This window comes from Clavibacter lycopersici (genome assembly GCF_003576405.1).
Lineage (GTDB): Bacteria > Actinomycetota > Actinomycetes > Actinomycetales > Microbacteriaceae > Clavibacter > Clavibacter lycopersici.
In genome coordinates, this window is record NZ_QWGT01000004.1 from 15,306 (window position 1) to 32,877 (window position 17,572).

A 17,572-nucleotide genomic window follows, 5' to 3' on the forward strand; every position below is an offset into this window, starting at 1 on the left:
CCCTAGAATCGTCCAGTGACCTCCAGCCCGACCGACCCCATGATCGGCCGTCTCCTCGACGGTCGGTACCAGGTCAGGTCCCGCATCGCACGCGGCGGGATGGCCACGGTCTACGTCGCCACCGACCTGCGGCTGGAGCGCCGCGTCGCCGTCAAGGTGATGCACGGGCACCTCGCGGACGACAGCGCGTTCCGCGACCGGTTCATCCAGGAGGCGCGCTCGGCCGCGCGGCTGGCGCACCCGAACGTGGTCAACGTCTTCGACCAGGGCCAGGACTCCGACATGGCGTACCTCGTCATGGAGTACCTCCCGGGCATGACCCTGCGCGAGCTGCTGCAGGAGTACGAGCGGCTGACGCCCGAGCAGACCCTCGACATCCTCGAGGCGGTGCTGTCGGGGCTCGCCGCCGCCCACAAGGCCGGCATCGTGCACCGCGACCTGAAGCCCGAGAACGTGCTCCTCGCGGACGACGGGCGCATCAAGATCGGCGACTTCGGCCTCGCCCGGGCCGTGAGCGCGAACACGGCCACAGGCCAGGCGCTGCTCGGCACCATCGCGTACCTCTCCCCCGAGCTCGTCACCCGGGGCATCGCGGACACCCGCAGCGACATCTACGCGGTCGGGATCATGATGTACGAGATGCTCGCGGGCGAGCAGCCGTTCAAGGGCGAGCAGCCCATGCAGATCGCCTACCAGCACGCGAACGACCAGGTGCCGACCCCGAGCACCGCCAACGCGTCGGTGCCCGTCGAGCTCGACGAGCTGGTGCTGTGGGCGACCGCCCGGGATCCCGAGCAGCGGCCTCGCGACGCCCGGGCCCTCCTCGACGAGCTCTACGCCGTGCAGAACCGCCTCGACGCGCGGTCGGGGGATCCGGCTCCGCTCCAGCGCACCGTCGTCTTCCCGAGCGCCCCGGCGCTCCCGTCCGTCACGACCGGCGAGACCCAGGTCGTGGGCGGGCCCCCCGTCATGACGCGCCAGGAGACCGACCGCACCGAGCCCGACTCCGTCGTCGCGCTCGCCGCCGCCGGTTCGCGCCGGCGTTCGCGCGGCTGGATGCTCGCGCTGCTCATCGTCATGCTCGCCGCCCTCGCCGGCGGCACCGGCTGGTACTACGGTCAGGGCCCGGGCGCGCGCGTCCCGGTGCCGTCCGTCACGGCGATGGCCGTCGACGACGCAGCCGGCACGCTCCAGGGGCAGGGCTTCGTCGTCGCGCGCGCCGAGGAGCCGAGCGTCGACGTCGAGGTGGGGCACGTCACGCGCAGCGTCCCGGCCTCCGGCACGCCCGTCGACCAGGGATCCACCGTGACCCTCTACGCCTCGACCGGCCCGCGACTGCTCGACGTGCCCGACGTGGTCGGCGCTCAGGAGGCGGACGCCCGCACGCGCCTCGAGGGCGTGCCCTTCCTCGTGCAGGAGGCGACCATCCGCCAGTACGGCGATGCAGAGGAGGGCACGGTCCAGCAGGTCCTCGACGCATCGGGAGCGCCCATCGGCGCCCAGTACCCGGAGCAGCAGCCCGTGACCCTGGTGGTCGCCGCCGGCCGGATCCCCGACGTGAACGGACGCTCGGTGGACCAGGCCGTCGCCACGCTCGCCCAGGCCGGCCTCGTCGGCGAGGCCGGCAGGCAGAGCTTCAGCGACGACGTGGAGAAGGGCGAGGTCATCTCGGTCTACCCGCTCGACGAGAACCCTGTGCGCTCGGGCCTCGACGGGGCGCCCGGCAGCAAGGTGGGGCTGGAGATCTCGAAGGGTCCGGACCTCGTGGCGGTGCCCGCGGTCGTCGGGCTCACGCGTGACGAGGCGAAGGCCGCCCTCGACAAGGCCGGCTTCAAGTACGCGTACTCGGCGTTCTGGGACGCGCTGCCCAACAGCATCACGCGGGTGGCGTCGGCCAGCCCGGAGGCGAACGCCATGGCCCGACGCGGATCCACCGTCAACCTCGGCATCACCGCCTCCGGCTGATCCGGCCTGCACGCGGTCGGAGCCGACACAGCGATGCCCCGCGGTCCTCGAGGGCCGCGGGGCATCGTCGTGTCGGTGCGCTCAGCCGCGCGCGGCCGCCAGCTCCTCCGCGACGAGGAACGCGAGCTCGAGGCTCTGCATGTGGTTGAGCCGCGGGTCGCAGAGCGACTCGTAGCGCGTGGCGAGGGTGGCCTCGTCGATGTGCTCGGATCCGCCCAGGCACTCGGTGACGTCGTCGCCGGTGAGCTCGATGTGGATGCCACCCGGGTGCGTGCCCGCGGCCCGGTGCGCCTGGAAGAAGCCCTGAACCTCGTCGACGACGTCGTCGAAGCGCCGCGTCTTGTAGCCGGTGGGCGTCGTGAGGCCGTTGCCGTGCATGGGATCCGTGACCCACAGCGGGTTCGCGTCCGACGCCTTGACGGCCTCGAGCAGGGGCGGCAGCGCGTCGCGGATGCGGCCGGCGCCCATGCGCGTGATGAAGGTGAGGCGGCCGGGCTCGCGGTCCGGGTCGAGCTTCTCGATGAGCTCGTGCACCGTCTCCGGCGTCGTCGACGGTCCCAGCTTGACGCCCAGCGGGTTCCGCACGCGCGACAGGAAGTCGACGTGCGCGCCGTCGAGGTCGCGCGTGCGCTCCCCGATCCAGATGAAGTGCGCCGACGTGTTGTACGGCGTGCCGGTGCGCGAGTCGATGCGCGTCATGGGCCGCTCGTAGTCCATGAGGAGGCCCTCGTGGCCCGTGTAGAACTCGACGCGCTTGAGGTCGTCGAAGTCGGCGCCCGCGGCCTCCATGAACTTGATGGCGCGGTCGATGTCGCGGGCGAGCTGCTCGTAGCGCTGGTTGGCGGGGTTCGCGGCGAAGCCCTTGTTCCAGCTGTGCACCTCGCGGAGGTCGGCGAACCCGCCCTGCGTGAAGGCGCGGATGAGGTTCAGCGTGGAGGCGGCCGTGTGGTACCCCTTCACGAGGCGCGCGGGATCCGCCGCCCGGGACTCCGGGGTGAAGTCGTAGCCGTTGACGATGTCGCCGCGGTACGCGGGCAGCGTCAGGTCGCCGCGCGTCTCCGAGTCGCTCGAGCGGGGCTTGGCGAACTGGCCGGCCATGCGGCCCATCTTCACGACGGGCATCGCCGCGCCGTAGGTGAGCACGACGGCCATCTGGAGCACGGTCTTCACGCGGTTGCGGATGGCGTCGGCCGTCGCGCCCGCGAACGTCTCCGCGCAGTCGCCTCCCTGGAGGAGGAACGCGCGGCCGTCCGCGGCGGCGGCCAGCCGGGAGCGCAGCAGGTCGACCTCGCCCGCGAACACCAGGGGCGGCAGCAGGGCGATCTCGGCGGACGCGGCGTGCACGGCTGCGGCGTCCGGCCACTGCGGCTGCTGCTTGACCTCGAGCGTGCGCCAGTGGTCGAGGCCGGCGAGGACGTCGGGGTGGGCGGGGACGAGGTGCTCAGAGGCCACGTGTGGGGATCCCGATTCGTGTCGTGCGCGTGGTGCGCGGTGGAGTCAGGCGGGCGTCGGTCAGCGGGCCGCGCTCGCGCGCTTCTCCTTGACCGAGGTCGCGTAGACGTCGACGTACTCCTGGCCGCTCAGCCTCGAGAGCTCGTACATGATCTCGTCGGTGATGGAGCGGAGGATGAAGCGGTCTCCCTCGAGCCCGGCGAACCTACTGAAATCTAGCGGCTCGCCGATGACCACACCAATCCGGCGGACCTTGGGGATCCGGGTGCCGATGGGCATGACCTTCTCGGTGTCGATCATCGCGATCGGGACGACAGGGACCTCGCCCTCGAGGATCATGCGCGCCACGCCCGTGCGCCCGCGGTACATCTTGCCGTCGGGGCTGCGCGTGCCCTCGGGGTAGATCCCGAGCATGCGGCCCTCGGCGAGCACGCGGAGCCCGGTGTTGAGCGACGCCTCGGAGGCCTTCCCGCCGGAGCGGTCGATGGGCAGCATGCCCGTCGCCGTGAAGAACATCTTCGTGGCCCAGCCCTTGAGGCCGGTGCCCGTGAAGTAGTCGCTCTTGGCGAGGAAGACGAGGTTGCGGTCCACCAGGAGCGGCAGGAAGACCGAGTCGATGAACGACAGGTGGTTGCTCGCGAGGATGACGCCGCCCTTGGCGGGGATGTTCTCGAGCCCCGTGACCCAGGGCCGGAACGTGCTCCGCAGGAGGGGTCCGGCGACCAGGTTCTTCATGAACCAGTAGAACATCGGGTGGCCACCTTCCGGGCGGGGTCGGGATCCAGCATAGCCAGCGGCGCCGTCGCGACCCGGCAGCCGTCCGGCCGGTCGCGCGCGGCGCGGGTCCCGCGGGCTCAGGCCCCGTGGCGCAGGGCTGCCGCGTGCCGGCGGGCGAGGTCGGCCGCGCCGACGACGCCGGCGTCGTTGACGAGCTCCGCGATCCGGAACTCCGGCTCCGGGTGGTAGCCGCGCGCCGGCAGGTGCGCGAGGTACGCCTCGCGGATGGGGTCGAGCAGCAGGTCGCCGGCCTGCGCGACGCCGCCGCCGATCACGAACATCTGCGGGTCGAGGATCGCGCCGATGCTCGCCGCGGCCTCGCCGAGCCAGCCGCCGAGGCGACGGAGGGCGAGGAGCGCGCCCGGGTCGCCGGCCTGGATGAGGTCGCTGACGTCGTGGCCGGTGAGCGTGCCCACCTCCCGGCGGCGCGCGGCGAGGCCCTCGCCGTGGGTGCCGCCGAGGTCGGCGAGCTCGTCGGCGGTGCGCAGGAGCGCCCGGCCGGACCCGTACTGCTCGATGCAGCCGCGGGCGCCGCAGCCGCAGGGCAGGCCGTCGGGCACGACGCGCATGTGGCCGAGCTCGGCGCCCGCGCCGAAGCCGCCGCGGAACAGGCGGTCGTCGGCGACGATCGCGCCGCCCACGCCCGTGCCGATCGTGAGGGTCACCATGTCGCTGACCAGGCGGCCGGCGCCGTAGCGGAACTCGGCCCAGCCGGCGGCGTTGGCGTCGTTCTCGATGACGATGGGGAGGTCGATCCGGCCGCGCAGCTTCTCGCGCACGGGCTCGTTGCGCCAGTTGATGTTCGGGGCGTAGTACACGGTCGACTGCGCGGCGTCGATGAAGCCGGCCGCGGCCACGCCCACCGCCACGACGTCGGGGTGCTGGGCGCGGAGCCGCTCGACCATGCCGACGACCGCCTCGACGATCGCGTCCGGGCTGCTCGCCTCCGTGGGCGTGCGCTCCTCCGCCGCGATGACGCCGAGCTCGTCGACCACGGCTCCCGCGATCTTCGTGCCGCCGATGTCGATCCCGATTGCATGCACTCCGCAGGGCCCTTCCGCTCGTCTCGCCAGTCGATCCTACCGACGCGCCCGACGCCCCCGACCGGGGACGAGCGCTCGGGCTCCCGCGCCCATAAGCTGATCACATCCATTTCCGGTACCGAGGGAGTTGCCGTGGAACAGCACACCATGCCCGCCGTCGTCGAGGCCAGACCCGACGACAACGTCACCGATGTCCTGGTGCACCGCGTGAGGACGAGCCCCGACGCTCCGCTGTTCGCGCTGCCGGACGGCGACGGCGGCTGGACCGACGTCACGGCGTCCGAGTTCCACCGCCAGGTAGTGGCGCTCGCCAAGGGCCTCGTGGCCGCGGGCATCGAGCCGGGCGAGCGGATCGGCATGATGTGCCGGACCCGCTACGAGTGGACGCTCGTCGACTTCGCGGTCTTCTTCGCGGGCGGCGTCCTCGTCCCCGTCTACGAGACCTCCTCCCCCGGCCAGGTGCACTGGAACATGCAGGACTCCGGCGCCGTCGCGATGATCCTCGAGTCCGCCGACCACTTCGCGCGCTTCGACGAGGTGCACCCGGAGCTGCCCGCGGTGCGCCGCGTCTGGCAGATCGACCTCGGCGACCTGGACAAGCTCGCCGAGCAGGGCGTGGACGTGCCGGACGCGGAGATCGAGCGCCGTCGGAACATCGCGGTCGGCTCGGACATGGCGACCCTCATCTACACGTCGGGGACGACCGGCCGGCCGAAGGGCTGCATCCTCACGCACGCGAACTTCGTCGAGCTGTCCCGGAACGCCGAGGTCGCGATGGAGGAGGTCGTGCAGGTCGGCGCGTCGACGCTCCTCTTCATCACGACGGCGCACGTGTTCGCGCGCTTCATCTCCATCCTCAACGTGCAGGCGGGCGTGAAGACCGGCCACCAGGCCGACACGACGCAGCTCCTCCCGGCGCTCGCCTCGTTCAAGCCGACGTTCCTGCTCGCGGTGCCGCGCGTGTTCGAGAAGGTCTACAACTCCTCCGAGCAGAAGGCGGAGGGCGCGGGCCGCGGGAAGGTCTTCCGCAAGGCCGCCGAGGTCGCGTACGCGCACTCGGTCGCGGTCGACGCGGGGAAGGTGCCCTTCGCGCTGAAGGCGCAGTACAAGCTCTTCGACGCCCTCGTGTACTCGAAGATCCGGCAGGCCATGGGCGGGCGCGTGCGCTTCGCGGTCAGCGGATCCGCACCCCTCGGCCTCCGGCTCGGCCACTTCTACCGGTCGCTCGGCCTGACGATCCTCGAGGGCTACGGCCTCACCGAGACCACGGCGCCCGTGAGCGTGAACCTCGTCAAGGGCTTCCGCATCGGCACGGTCGGCCCGGCGCTGCCGGGCGTCTCCACGCGGATCACCGACGAGGGTGAGATCGAGGTGAAGGGCGTCAACGTCTTCGACGGGTACTGGCAGGACGAGGAGGCCACCGCCGCCGTGTTCGACGACGGCTGGTTCCGGACCGGCGACCTGGGCAGCTACGACGCCGACGGGTACCTCACGATCACGGGGCGCAAGAAGGAGATCATCGTCACGGCGGGCGGCAAGAACGTCGCGCCTGCCGCGCTCGAGGACCCCATCCGCGCGAACCCGCTCGTCGGCCAGGTCGTGGTCGCGGGCGACCGGCGGCCGTTCATCTCGGCGCTCATCACGCTGGATCCCGAGATGCTCAAGGTCTGGCTCGGCAACAACGGGCAGGACCCGGCCATGACGCTCGAGCAGGCGTCGCAGAACCCGGCCGTGCTCGCCGAGGTGCAGCGCGCGGTCGACGCGGCGAACGCCACGGTGTCGCGGGCGGAGTCCATCCGCAAGTTCGTCGTGCTGCCGGTGGAGCTGACGGAGGCCGCGGGGCACCTCACGCCCAAGCTCAGCATCAAGCGCCAGGTGGTGCTCGACGCGTTCGCCGACGTGATCACGCGGATCTACGAGGCGGCGCCGAACACCGAGGGCCACTCGCTGGTGCACTGACGACGTGCAGCGGGTGCGCGGGCCGGCGGGTCAGAACCAGTCGGACTCGCGCACCTGCTTCATCGCCTCGCGGCGCCGCGGCTTGTCGAGCCGGTCGAGGTAGACGAGGCCGTCGAGGTGGTCGACCTCGTGCTGGAAGGCCTGGGCGAGGACGCCCGTGCCCTCGAGCCGGACGGGCTTCCCGTCGAGGTCGATGCCGGAGATGACGGCCTCGGGGTGGCGCATCGTGGGGAACCACAGGCCGGGCACGGAGAGGCAGCCCTCGTCGACGAGCACGGCCTCGCCGCGGAGCTCCTCGATGACGGGGTTGAGGATGTAGCCGAACGCCGGCCCCACGTTGTAGCTGAATGCCCGGACGTTCACGCCGATCTGGGCGGCGGCCACCCCGGCGCGGCCGTCGGGCCGCACGCTGTCGAGGAGGTCCTCCACGAGGGCGCGCACCCCCTCGTCGATCTCGCGGATCTCCGAGGAGACGGTCTTCAGCACCGGATCGCCGAACAGGCGGATCTGTCGTTCAGTCATTCTCTGCTTCCGTGGGTCCTGCGGGCCGGCGATCAGGGTCGATCGGCGCCCGCGGGCGCGAGGCCCGCTCCATTCTCCCGTGCCCAGTCGGCCACCGCGGACTCGGCGGCGAGCAGCGCGTTCTCGACGACCTCGGTGACGGCCGGGTGCGGCCAGTACTGCGCCCGCGCGAGGCCCGTGACCCGTTGGCCGAGGCTCGCCGCGGTCAGCAGCGGCTGGATCAGCGCCGCCGCGTCGGAGCCGATGATGTGCGCGCCGAGGAGCGTGCCGCCGTCGCGCGGATCCACCACGAGCTTGCAGAACGACGTCGTGTCCTCGAGCGCCCAGCCCCACGCGGTGGAGGAGTAGGGCTGCTCGATCGTGACGACGGGACCCGCCTCGCGCGCCTCCGCCTCCGTGAGCCCGAAGGAGCCGATCTGCGGGCGCGAGAACACGGCCTGGGGCACGGGTCCGGGGGCGCCGCCGATGAGCTCGTCCGGGTGGAGCAGGTTGTGCTGCACGACGCGGGCCTGGTGGTTCGCGACGTGCTTGAGCTGGTGGTCGGCGCTGATGTCGCCGAGCGCGAAGACGCCGGGCACGGGCTCGCCGCCCGCGAGCACGCGCTGCCGGTCGTCGACCACGACCCGGCCGTCCTCGTGGACGTCGTAGCCGGCGTTCCGGACCGCCAGCGTGTCGGTGTTGGGGACGCGGCCGAGCGCGACCAGGACGGCCTCCGTCTCGACGAGGTGGCCGGACGCGAGGCGCGAGCGGAGCACGTCGCCGTCGCGCTCGATCTCCTCGACCTCGCAGTCGGTGATGACGTCCCACTGCGTGCGCGCGAGCGTCGTGAACCGCGTGGACACGTCCTGGTCCAGGTTGCCGAGGAGGTGTGCGGAGCGGGCGACCTGCGTCACGTGCACGCCCAGGTGGCTGAACACGTGCGCGAACTCGGCCGCGACGTATCCGCCGCCCACGATGAGGAGCGAGGCGGGGAGCTCGTCGATGCGCATGATCGAGTCGGAGTCGTGGATGTCCGGGTCCGGCGCGTAGACGGCCTGCAGCGGGCGGGGGCGCGAGCCGGCCGCCAGCACGATCCGGTCGGCGGCGATCCGCTGCCCGCTCGCCGTGACGAGCACGCCGGGGGATTCGAAGCCGACGCTCTCGCGGAGCAGCGTCACGTTCGCCATCCCGGACTCGCGCCACTCGCGGCCGCCCTCGCTGATCGCGTCGATGCGGCCGAAGACGCGGGCGCGGATCGCCGGCCAGTCGACGGCGTCCACCGAGGCGCGGATCCCGAGGGCCGCGGCGTCCCGTGTGCCTGCCGCGACGTCGGCCACGTGCACGAGCATCTTCGTGGGGATGCAGCCCGCGTTGAGGCACGTGCCGCCGAAGTGCTCGCCGTCGTCGACGAGCAGCACGCGCTGGTCGGCGAAGCGCTCGTCGACGATCGAGTTGCCGGATCCCGCACCCACGATCACGAGGTCGTAGCGCTCCTCCGGCTGCTGGTCCTGCTGCTGGTCCTGCTGCTGGTCCTGGTCCGTCATGCGCGACTCGACTTCCTACTGCTCGACGACCACGAGCAGGTCGCCCGCGTCGACCTGCTGGGTGGTGGGGACCGCGAGCCGCGCGACGCGGCCGGCGACGGGCGACGTGATGGCCGCCTCCATCTTCATCGCCTCGATGGACGCGACCGGCTGGCCTGCGGAGACCGTCTGCCCCTCCTCGACCTTGAGCGTGACGACGCCCGAGAACGGCGCCGACACGTGGCCGGGCTTCGCCGGGTCGCCGCGCTCGGCAGTGGTCGTGGTCACGGCGATGCCGCGGTCGCGCACGAACACGGGGCGCAGCTGTCCGTTCATGACGACCATGACGGTGCGCATGCCCGACTCGTCCGCCTCGCCCACGGCCTCCAGGCCGATCAGGACCTCGACGCCCCGGCTGATCCGCACGGCGTGCTCCTGGCCCGGACGGAGGCCGTGCAGGTAGTCGTCCGTGTCGAGGACGGAGAGGTCGCCGAACAGCTCCCGGATGGTCTCGAACTGCTCGGTCGGCTGCGGGAAGAGCAGGCGGTTGAGCGTGCGTCGCCGCTCGGCGCCCGGGATCCCGAGCGCCTGCCGGTCCGCGGGCGAGAGGGGCGTGACGCCGATGCGCACGTCACGGCCCTGGAGGACGCGCGTGCGGAAGGGCTCCGGCCAGCCGCCGGGCAGGTCCCCCAGCTCGCCGGCCATGAAGCCGACGACCGAGTCGGGGATGTCGTAGTCCTGCGGGTTCTCGGCGAAGTCGCGCGGGTCGGCCTTGGCGGCCGCGAGCTGGAGGGCGAGGTCGCCGACCACCTTGGACGACGGCGTGACCTTGGGGATGCGGCCGAGGATCCGGTCCGCCGCCTGGTACATGTCCTCGATGAGCTCGAAGTCGTCGGCGAGGCCCAGCGCGATCGCCTGCTGACGCAGGTTCGAGAGCTGGCCGCCCGGGATCTCGTGCCGGTACACGCGGCCGGTCGGGCCGGGGAGCCCGGACTCGAACGGACGGTAGAGCCGGCGCACGGCCTCCCAGTACGGCTCGAGGTCGCTCACCGCGTCGAGCGACAGGCCCGTGTCGCGCTCGGTGTCGGCGAGGGCGGCGACGAGCGCGGACGCCGACGGCTGGCTCGTGGTGCCCGACATGGGCGCGCTCGCGACGTCGACCGCGTCGGCCCCGGCGCGGCTGGCGGCCAGCAGGGTGGCGAGCTGGCCGCCCGCGGTGTCGTGGGTGTGCACGTGCACCGGCAGGTCGAACTCGCGGCGGAGGGCGGTGACGAGGCGCTCGGCGGCGGCGGGGCGCAGGAGCCCGGCCATGTCCTTGATCGCGAGGACGTGCGCGCCGGCGGCGACGCTGCGCTCCGCCAGCCGCAGGTAGTAGTCGAGCGTGTAGAGGTCCTCGGCGGGGTCCAGCAGGTTGCCCGTGTAGCAGAGGGCGACCTCGGCGACGGTGGTGCCGGTGGCGAGCACCGAGTCGATGGCCGGGCGCATGCGCTCGACGTCGTTGAGCGCGTCGAAGATGCGGAAGACGTCGACGCCGGTGGCCGCCGCCTCCTGCACGAACGCGTCGGTGACCTCGGCGGGGTACGGCGTGTAGCCGACGGTGTTGGCGCCGCGCAGCAGCATCTGGATCGCGACGTTCGGCAGCGCCTCGCGCAGCGACGCGAGCCGCTCCCACGGGTCCTCGCCGAGGAAGCGCAGCGCGACGTCGTAGGTGGCGCCGCCCCATGCCTCGACGGAGAGCAGCTCGGGGGTCGTGCGCGCGACGTACGGGGCGACGGCCACGAGGTCGCGGGTGCGCACGCGCGTGGCCAGCAGCGACTGGTGGGCGTCGCGGAACGTCGTCTCGGTGACGGCGAGGGCGGTCTGCGCGCGGAGGGCGTCGGCGAATCCGCGCGGGCCGAGCTCGAGCAGGCGCTGGCGGGATCCGGCGGGCGCCGGCTGCCGGAGGTCGACGTCGGGCAGCTTGTCGGCCGGCCGGACGACCGCCGTGCGCGGCCCGTTCGGCTGGTTGACGGTCACGTCCGCGAGCCAGTTGAGGATCTTCGTGCCGCGGTCCTTCGACACGTTGCTGCGCACGAGCCCCGGCCGCTCGTCGATGAAGGACGTGCTGATGTCGCCCGCCTGGAAGTCGGGGTCGTCGAGCACGCCCTGGAGGAACGGGATGTTCGTGGAGACGCCGCGGATCCGGAACTCGGCCAGGGCGCGCTTGGCGCGCGTGACGGCCGTGGGGAAGTCGCGCCCGCGGCAGGTGAGCTTCGCGAGCATCGAGTCGAAGTGCGGGCTGATCTGCGCGCCGGTGGCGACCGTGCCGCCGTCGATGCGGATCCCGCCGCCGCCCGGCGAGCGGTACGTCGTGATCTTGCCGGTGTCGGGACGGAAGCCCTGGGCCGGGTCCTCCGTCGTGATGCGGCACTGCAGCGCCGCGCCGTGCAGCACCATGTCCTCCTGGCGGAGGCCCAGCTCGACGAGCGTCTCCCCCGCGGCGATGCGCATCTGCGACTGCACGAGGTCGACGTCCGTGACCTCCTCGGTCACCGTGTGCTCCACCTGGATGCGCGGGTTCATCTCGATGAAGACGTGCTGGCCCGCGCGCGGCCCGTCGGTGTCGAGCAGGAACTCGACCGTGCCCGCGTTGACGTAGCCGATGCTCCGGGCGAACGCGATGGCGTTCGCGTGCATGGCGTCGCGGACGGCGGGGTCGAGGTTCGGCGCGGGTGCGATCTCCACGACCTTCTGGTGCCGGCGCTGCACCGAGCAGTCGCGCTCGAAGAGGTGCACGGTCTCCCCCGTGGCGTCGGCGAGGATCTGCACCTCGATGTGCCGGGGCCGGAGCACGGCCTGCTCGAGGAACATGGTCGGGTCGCCGAAGGCGCTGTCGGCCTCGCGCATCGCGGCGCGCAGCGCGTCCTCCAGGTCCTCCGCACGCTCGACGCGCCGCATCCCGCGGCCGCCGCCGCCCGCGACGGCCTTGGCGAAGATCGGGAAGCCGATGCCCTCGGCCTGCCGGAGGAGCAGATCCACGTCGGTCGACGGCGGCGTGGACGCGAGGACGGGCACGCCGGCCGCGGTCGCGTGCTCCTTCGCCGTGACCTTGTTACCCGCCATCTCGAGCACACCGGCGTCGGGGCCGATGAACACGATGCCGTTGGCCGCGGCGGCGCGTGCCAGGTCCGGGTTCTCGGAGAGGAAGCCGTAGCCCGGGTAGATGGCGTCGGCGCCGCTCTCGAGCGCGACGCGGATGATCTCGTCGACGTCGAGGTACGCCCGGACGGGGTGCCCCTCCTCGCCGATGAGGTACGCCTCGTCGGCCTTGAGGCGGTGCAGCGAGTGCCGGTCCTCGTGGGGGTAGACCGCCACGGTGCGGGCGCCGAGCTCGACGGCGGCCCGGAACGCGCGGATCGCGATCTCCCCGCGATTGGCGACGAGGATCTTCTCGAACATGGCGGGGCCTCTCGTCGGCGGGCTTCGGGACGCGCGCGTTTAGGTCTTCCCAGAGTATCGACGGTAGCCTCTCCCACGTGCATGTACTGAGCGTCAGCTCCCTCAAGGGGGGCGTGGGAAAGACCACAGTGACCCTGGGACTGGCGTCCGCCGCCTTCTCCCGCGGCTTGAGGACCCTCGTGGTCGACCTCGACCCGCAGGCCGACGTGTCGACGGGCATGGACATCCAGGTCGCGGGCCACCTCAACGTGGCCGACGTGCTCGCCTCCCCCAAGGAGAAGATCGTGCGCGCGGCCATCGCGCCCAGCGGCTGGACCAAGGGCCGCACGGGCACCATCGACGTCATGATCGGCAGCCCGTCCGCCATCAACTTCGACGGACCGCACCCGAGCATCCGCGACATCTGGAAGCTCGAGGAGGCGCTCGCCAACGTCGAGGCCGACTACGACCTCGTGCTCATCGACTGCGCGCCCAGCCTCAACGCCCTCACGCGCACCGCGTGGGCGGCCAGCGACCGCGTCACGGTCGTCACCGAGCCCGGCCTCTTCTCCGTCGCCGCCGCGGACCGCGCCCTCCGCGCCATCGAGGAGATCCGCCGCGGCCTCTCCCCGCGTCTGCAGCCCCTCGGCATCATCGTCAACCGCGCCCGCGTCCAGTCGCTCGAGCACCAGTTCCGCATCAAGGAGCTCCGCGACATGTTCGGGCCGCTCGTGCTGAGCCCGCAGCTGCCCGAGCGCACGTCGCTCCAGCAGGCGCAGGGCGCCGCGAAGCCGCTGCACGTGTGGCCGGGCGAGAGCGCGCAGGAGATGGCGCGGAACTTCGACCAGCTGCTCGAGCGGATCATGCGCACGGCGAAGATCGGCGACTACGCGGAGAACGCCGCGCGCTGATCCGGCTTGCCTTATCGATCGCCGCTCCTCCTCGAGGGGCGGCGTTCGTCGTCCGTGGAGGGCTGGCCGGGCGGTCGGCGGTCGCGCTCGGGGCTAGGAGGCCTTGACGGCGCGACGGGCCGCGAGCTCGTCGGTGGGATCCACTGTCTGCGTGTCGATCTCGACGAGGGAGTGCTCCACCTCGCGGAGGACCTTGCCGACGGCGATGCCGAAGACTCCCTGGCCGCGGCTCACGAGGTCGATGACCTCGTCGTTGCTGGTGCACAGGTAGACGCTGGCGCCGTCGCTCATGAGCGTGGTCTGCGCGAGGTCGACGACGCCGGACTCGCGGAGCTGGTTCACGGCGGTGCGGATCTGCTGCAGGGAGATGCCGGTGTCGAGGAGCCGCTTGACGAGCTTGAGCACGAGGATGTCGCGGAAGCCGTAGAGGCGCTGCGTGCCGGATCCGGAGGCGCCGCGGACGGTGGGCTCGACGAGGCCGGTGCGCGCCCAGTAGTCGAGCTGGCGGTAGGTGATCCCCGCTGCCCGGGCGGCGACGGCGCCGCGGTAGCCCGCGCTCGCGTCCATCTCGGGGAGGCCGTCGGTGAAGAGCAGACCGAGGTCGTAGCGCCCGGAGTCCGGGGTGGAGTCGCTCATCGTTCTGCCTTCCACCCCTCAGCGCTCGCCCCGGTGGGGTTCGCGCGCTGCTCGGGTCGGTTCGTCGGGATCGTGCTCTCACGGTAGCGGGGCCCGCGGGCCCGATCAACGACATCCGGCCGAAGCGCCCGGCGTGTCGTCCCGGCCCTCCGCCGCGCCCCCGTCGGGGGTGCGCATCGACCGGTCCCGACGGGTCCCTCCGGCGTGCGGACGGCCCCGTGCGGACACGTCAGTCTACGGGCCGCACCGGTCGGCGCGAGCGCGACCTCACGACGAGAGACGGCCCAGGGCGGTCCACGGCGCGAGCGCGACCTCACGACGAGAGACGGCCCAGGGCGGACCACGGCGCGAGCGCGACCTCAGGACGAGAGACGGCCGAGGGCGGTCCACGGCGCGAGCGCGACCTCAGGACGAGAGACGGCCGAGGGCGGTCCACGGCGCGAGCGCGACCTCAGGACGAGAGACGGCCGAGGGCGGACCGGATGAGGCTCCCCCGCACGACCTCGAGCTGGGTGGCGATCTCCCGCGCGAGCTCGGCGGCGTGCGCGCGGCTCGATGCGTCGCGACGCCGGGACACGGGGACGAGGGCCGACTCGATGAGGCTCAGCTCGCGCTCCGCCGCCTGGCGGAAGCCGCGGAGGTGGCGCGGCTCGATGCCGGTGCGCTGCAGCTCGACCAGCGCGCGCATCACCTGCACCGCGTCGTCGCCGTAGACCTCCGCCGGCATGAGGACGCCGGCCGTGATCGCGTCGCCGAGCAGCGGGGCGGTTGCGCCGGACTCGCGCACGAGCTCCGCGCGGCTGTAGCGGCGCTCCTGGTCGAGCATGGAGGCGTGCGGGACGGGCTGGCCGCCGGGGAGCGCGGGCGAGAGCCCGGCGTCGAGGTCGTGCAGGTAGGAGCGGATGACCTTCAGCGGCAGGTAGTGGTCCCGCTGCATCCCGAGGACGGTGCGGAGGCGCTCCACGTCGGCGGGGCTGAACTTGCGGTAGCCGGACTCCGTGCGGGACGGCTGGACGAGTCCCTGCTCCTCGAGGAAGCGGAGCTTGCTGTTGGTGAGGTCGGGGAACTCCGGCGTGAGGCGCGCCAGCACCTGCCCGATGCTGAGGAGACCGGGGGTGCGGGCTGGCGTCGACCGGGCGGCGGACGCCGGCACTACTCGATCGTCCGGCCGACGAGGTCGGTGCGCGACGCGTAGAAGGTGAGGCGGAACTTGCCGACCTGGACCTCGGCGCCGTCCTGCAGGAGGGCCGTGTCGATGCGCACGCCGTCGAAGTAGGTGCCGTTGAGCGAGCCGAGGTCCTTGACCTGGAAGGACGTGCCCTGCCGCACGAACTCCGCGTGACGACGGGACACGGTCACGTCGTCGAGGAAGATGTCGGCGTCGGGGTGCCGGCCGGCGACCGTCACGTCGGCGTCGAGGAGGAAGCGCGCGCCCTGGTTGGGGCCCCGGCGGACGACGAGGAGGGCGGATCCCGACGGGAGCGCCGTGACGGCGTCCTTCTCCTCGGCGGAGACGGCGCCGTCGAGGCCCGCGAGGGCCGCTCCGAGCTCGTCGCGGAAGGTGGCCGTGGTGTCCGTGCTCGTGTACTGCTCGGGCACGCGCGTGGCGCCGTGACCCTCTTCGCGTCCATCCATGGTCGTACCTCCTGTGACCTGACAGCGTAACGGATCGGACACGGCCGGGACCACGGCCGGAGGCACCCGGGCGTGGCCCCGGTCCCTGTCAGCGGGAGGAGGCGCGCGGCTCCTCGCCGAGCTCACCGGACCGCGTGACGTCGGCCTCCAGCGCCTCGGCCGGCGCCTCCAGCTCCGCCTCGTGCTCGGTGCCCATGCTCTTCTCGTCGAACGGGTCGCCGCCGCCGAGGACGAGGGCGACGCGGTCGGCGTCGATGCCGCGGGTCCACGTGCCGATGAGGAGCGTCGCCACGGCGTTGCCGGTGAAGTTCGTGAGGGCGCGCGCCTCGGACATGAACCGGTCGATGCCCACGATGAGTCCGACGCCGTCCACGAGGTCCGGGCGGTGCGACTGCAGGCCGCCCGCGAGGGTCGCGAGGCCGGCACCCGTGACGCCCGCGGCGCCCTTCGACGCGATGATCATGAAGACGAGGAGCGACACCTGCTCGCCGAGGGCCAGGGGGCTGCCGAGCGCGGTCGCGATGAAGAGCGACGCCATCGTGAGGTAGATGGCCGTGCCGTCGAGGTTGAACGAGTAGCCCGTGGGGACGGTGATCCCGACGACGGGCTTCGAGACGCCGACGTGCTCCATCTTCGCGATGAGGCGCGGCAGCGCGACCTCGGACGAGGAAGTGGACACGATGAGCAGGTACTCGCGGCCGAGGTAGCGCATGAGCTTGAAGATGCTGACGCGGGCGACGAGCCAGAGCAGCGAGCCGAGGATCACGACGATGAACAGCGCGCACGTGATGTAGAAGCCGATCATGAGGGTGGCGAGGCTGATGACGGCCTGGAACCCGGTGGCGCCGACGACCGCGGCGATGGCGCCGAACGCGCCGAGCGGGGCGACCCACATCACCATGCTGAGGATGCGGAACACGAGGATCTGGATGTTGCGGATGCCCTCGAGCACGGGCTCGCCGCGCTTGCCGAGCTGCTGCAGCGCGAAGCCGACGAGGAGCGCCACGAACAGCGTCTGGAGGATGCTGCCCGAGGTGAGCGACGACAGCAGCGACGTCGGGATGATCGAGAGCAGGAAGTCCGTCTCGCCCGCCGCCTCCGTGGAGCCCTCCGGTGCGCGCAGGCCGCTGAGGTCGAGGCCCTCGCCCGGGTGGACGAGGTTGCCGACCACGAGGCCGATCGCGAGCGCGAACGTCGACATGACGATGAAGTAGAGGAGTGCGAGGCCGCCGACCCGCCCGACCGTGGCGGCCTTCGCGACCGAGCCGACGCCGAGCACGATGGTGCAGAAGATGATGGGCGCGATCATCATCTTGATGAGCGCGACGAACGCGTCGCCGATGGGCTTGAGCGCGACGCCCGTCTCGGGGGCGACGAGCCCGACGGTGACGCCGAGGATCACCGCGACGATGACGGCGATGTAGAGGTAGTGCTGGCGGTCCAGGCGACGGAGCGCGGCGATGGGGTTGGTCATGGGACGTCCTTGTCTCGTGAGCGGCGCCGGCGCACGGGTGCGCCAGGCGGTCCTCGTCAGGATGACCCACGCGCGGGGGCGCCCTCGCGTTGTGTTCATAATGTTCCTGCCGGGTGCCGGCCGCGGACGCGAGGAGGCAGCATGGCCCGACGCGCGCTCTCCGACCTCGTCCGCCGCCGGCGTGTGGGCCTCCCCCGCGGGATCGCCGCGCGGCTCCTGGCGGTCCAGCTCGCGGTCCTCGTGCTGGTCGCCGTGGTCGCGGCCGCGGCGCTGTGGGCC

At 72.3% G+C, this 17,572-nt stretch carries 13 protein-coding genes; 3 read left to right on the forward strand and 10 right to left on the reverse strand.

The annotated features are described in order from the left end of the window. Positions 1-15: 15 nt before the first annotated feature. Entirely contained in the window at positions 16-1,965 is a 1,950-nt protein-coding gene (pknB, locus tag DZG00_RS00765; protein WP_119455309.1) for a Stk1 family PASTA domain-containing Ser/Thr kinase, read from the forward strand. Positions 1,966-2,046: 81 nt separating this feature from the next. Here the strand turns inward: pknB and DZG00_RS00770 are convergent, their stop codons facing one another. The 3 genes from DZG00_RS00770 to DZG00_RS00780 form a co-directional block, all read right to left on the reverse strand. Next, the gene (locus DZG00_RS00770) at positions 2,047-3,417 is read right to left on the reverse strand and encodes a class II 3-deoxy-7-phosphoheptulonate synthase (protein ID WP_116055654.1); all 1,371 of its coding nucleotides are present in this window, start codon (positions 3,415-3,417) and stop codon (positions 2,047-2,049) included. A gap of 60 nt (positions 3,418-3,477) precedes the next feature. Then, positions 3,478-4,167: a lysophospholipid acyltransferase family protein gene (locus tag DZG00_RS00775; protein WP_053774695.1), complete on the reverse strand. Its 690-nt coding sequence runs from the start codon at positions 4,165-4,167 to the stop codon at positions 3,478-3,480. A 104-nt stretch (positions 4,168-4,271) separates the two neighbouring features. Continuing rightward, entirely contained in the window at positions 4,272-5,237 is a 966-nt protein-coding gene (locus DZG00_RS00780) for an ROK family glucokinase (RefSeq protein ID WP_119455310.1), read from the reverse strand. A gap of 132 nt (positions 5,238-5,369) precedes the next feature. Between DZG00_RS00780 and DZG00_RS00785 the strand changes: the two genes are divergently transcribed. Beyond that, positions 5,370-7,196: an AMP-dependent synthetase/ligase gene (locus tag DZG00_RS00785; RefSeq protein ID WP_119382389.1), complete on the forward strand. Its 1,827-nt coding sequence runs from the start codon at positions 5,370-5,372 to the stop codon at positions 7,194-7,196. 30 nt (positions 7,197-7,226) lie between these two features. Here the strand turns inward: DZG00_RS00785 and DZG00_RS00790 are convergent, their stop codons facing one another. The 3 genes from DZG00_RS00790 to DZG00_RS00800 are packed head-to-tail and all read right to left on the reverse strand — an operon-like array spanning position 7,227 to position 12,658. Continuing rightward, entirely contained in the window at positions 7,227-7,718 is a 492-nt protein-coding gene (locus tag DZG00_RS00790; protein WP_119382388.1) for a peptide deformylase, read from the reverse strand. Between the two features lie 32 nt (positions 7,719-7,750). Then, positions 7,751-9,241, reverse strand: coding sequence for a mycothione reductase (locus DZG00_RS00795; protein WP_119382387.1), 1,491 nt, complete (start codon positions 9,239-9,241; stop codon positions 7,751-7,753). A 15-nt stretch (positions 9,242-9,256) separates the two neighbouring features. Continuing rightward, positions 9,257-12,658, reverse strand: a complete 3,402-nt coding sequence (locus tag DZG00_RS00800; protein WP_119455311.1) for a pyruvate carboxylase — start codon at positions 12,656-12,658, stop codon at positions 9,257-9,259. 77 nt (positions 12,659-12,735) lie between these two features. Here DZG00_RS00800 and DZG00_RS00805 point away from each other — a divergent pair, with 77 nt between their 5' ends. Next, complete coding sequence (locus DZG00_RS00805) at positions 12,736-13,548, forward strand: ParA family protein (RefSeq protein ID WP_045528295.1); 813 nt, start codon at positions 12,736-12,738, stop codon at positions 13,546-13,548. A gap of 93 nt (positions 13,549-13,641) precedes the next feature. Here DZG00_RS00805 and DZG00_RS00810 read toward each other — a convergent pair whose 3' ends face one another. The 4 genes from DZG00_RS00810 to DZG00_RS00825 form a co-directional block, all read right to left on the reverse strand. Further along, the gene (locus DZG00_RS00810) at positions 13,642-14,184 is read right to left on the reverse strand and encodes a MerR family transcriptional regulator (protein WP_012038569.1); all 543 of its coding nucleotides are present in this window, start codon (positions 14,182-14,184) and stop codon (positions 13,642-13,644) included. A 451-nt stretch (positions 14,185-14,635) separates the two neighbouring features. Further along, positions 14,636-15,337 (reverse strand): transcriptional regulator FtsR, encoded by a 702-nt coding sequence (gene ftsR, locus DZG00_RS00815; RefSeq protein WP_119381897.1) that lies wholly within the window; start codon positions 15,335-15,337, stop codon positions 14,636-14,638. Continuing rightward, entirely contained in the window at positions 15,337-15,819 is a 483-nt protein-coding gene (locus tag DZG00_RS00820; protein ID WP_119381898.1) for an FHA domain-containing protein, read from the reverse strand. Before DZG00_RS00820 ends, ftsR begins: the two co-directional genes overlap by 1 nt. Before the next feature lie 88 nt (positions 15,820-15,907). Further along, the gene (locus DZG00_RS00825; protein WP_119381899.1) at positions 15,908-17,293 is read right to left on the reverse strand and encodes a cation:dicarboxylate symporter family transporter; all 1,386 of its coding nucleotides are present in this window, start codon (positions 17,291-17,293) and stop codon (positions 15,908-15,910) included. Between the last annotated feature and the right edge of the window lie 279 nt (positions 17,294-17,572).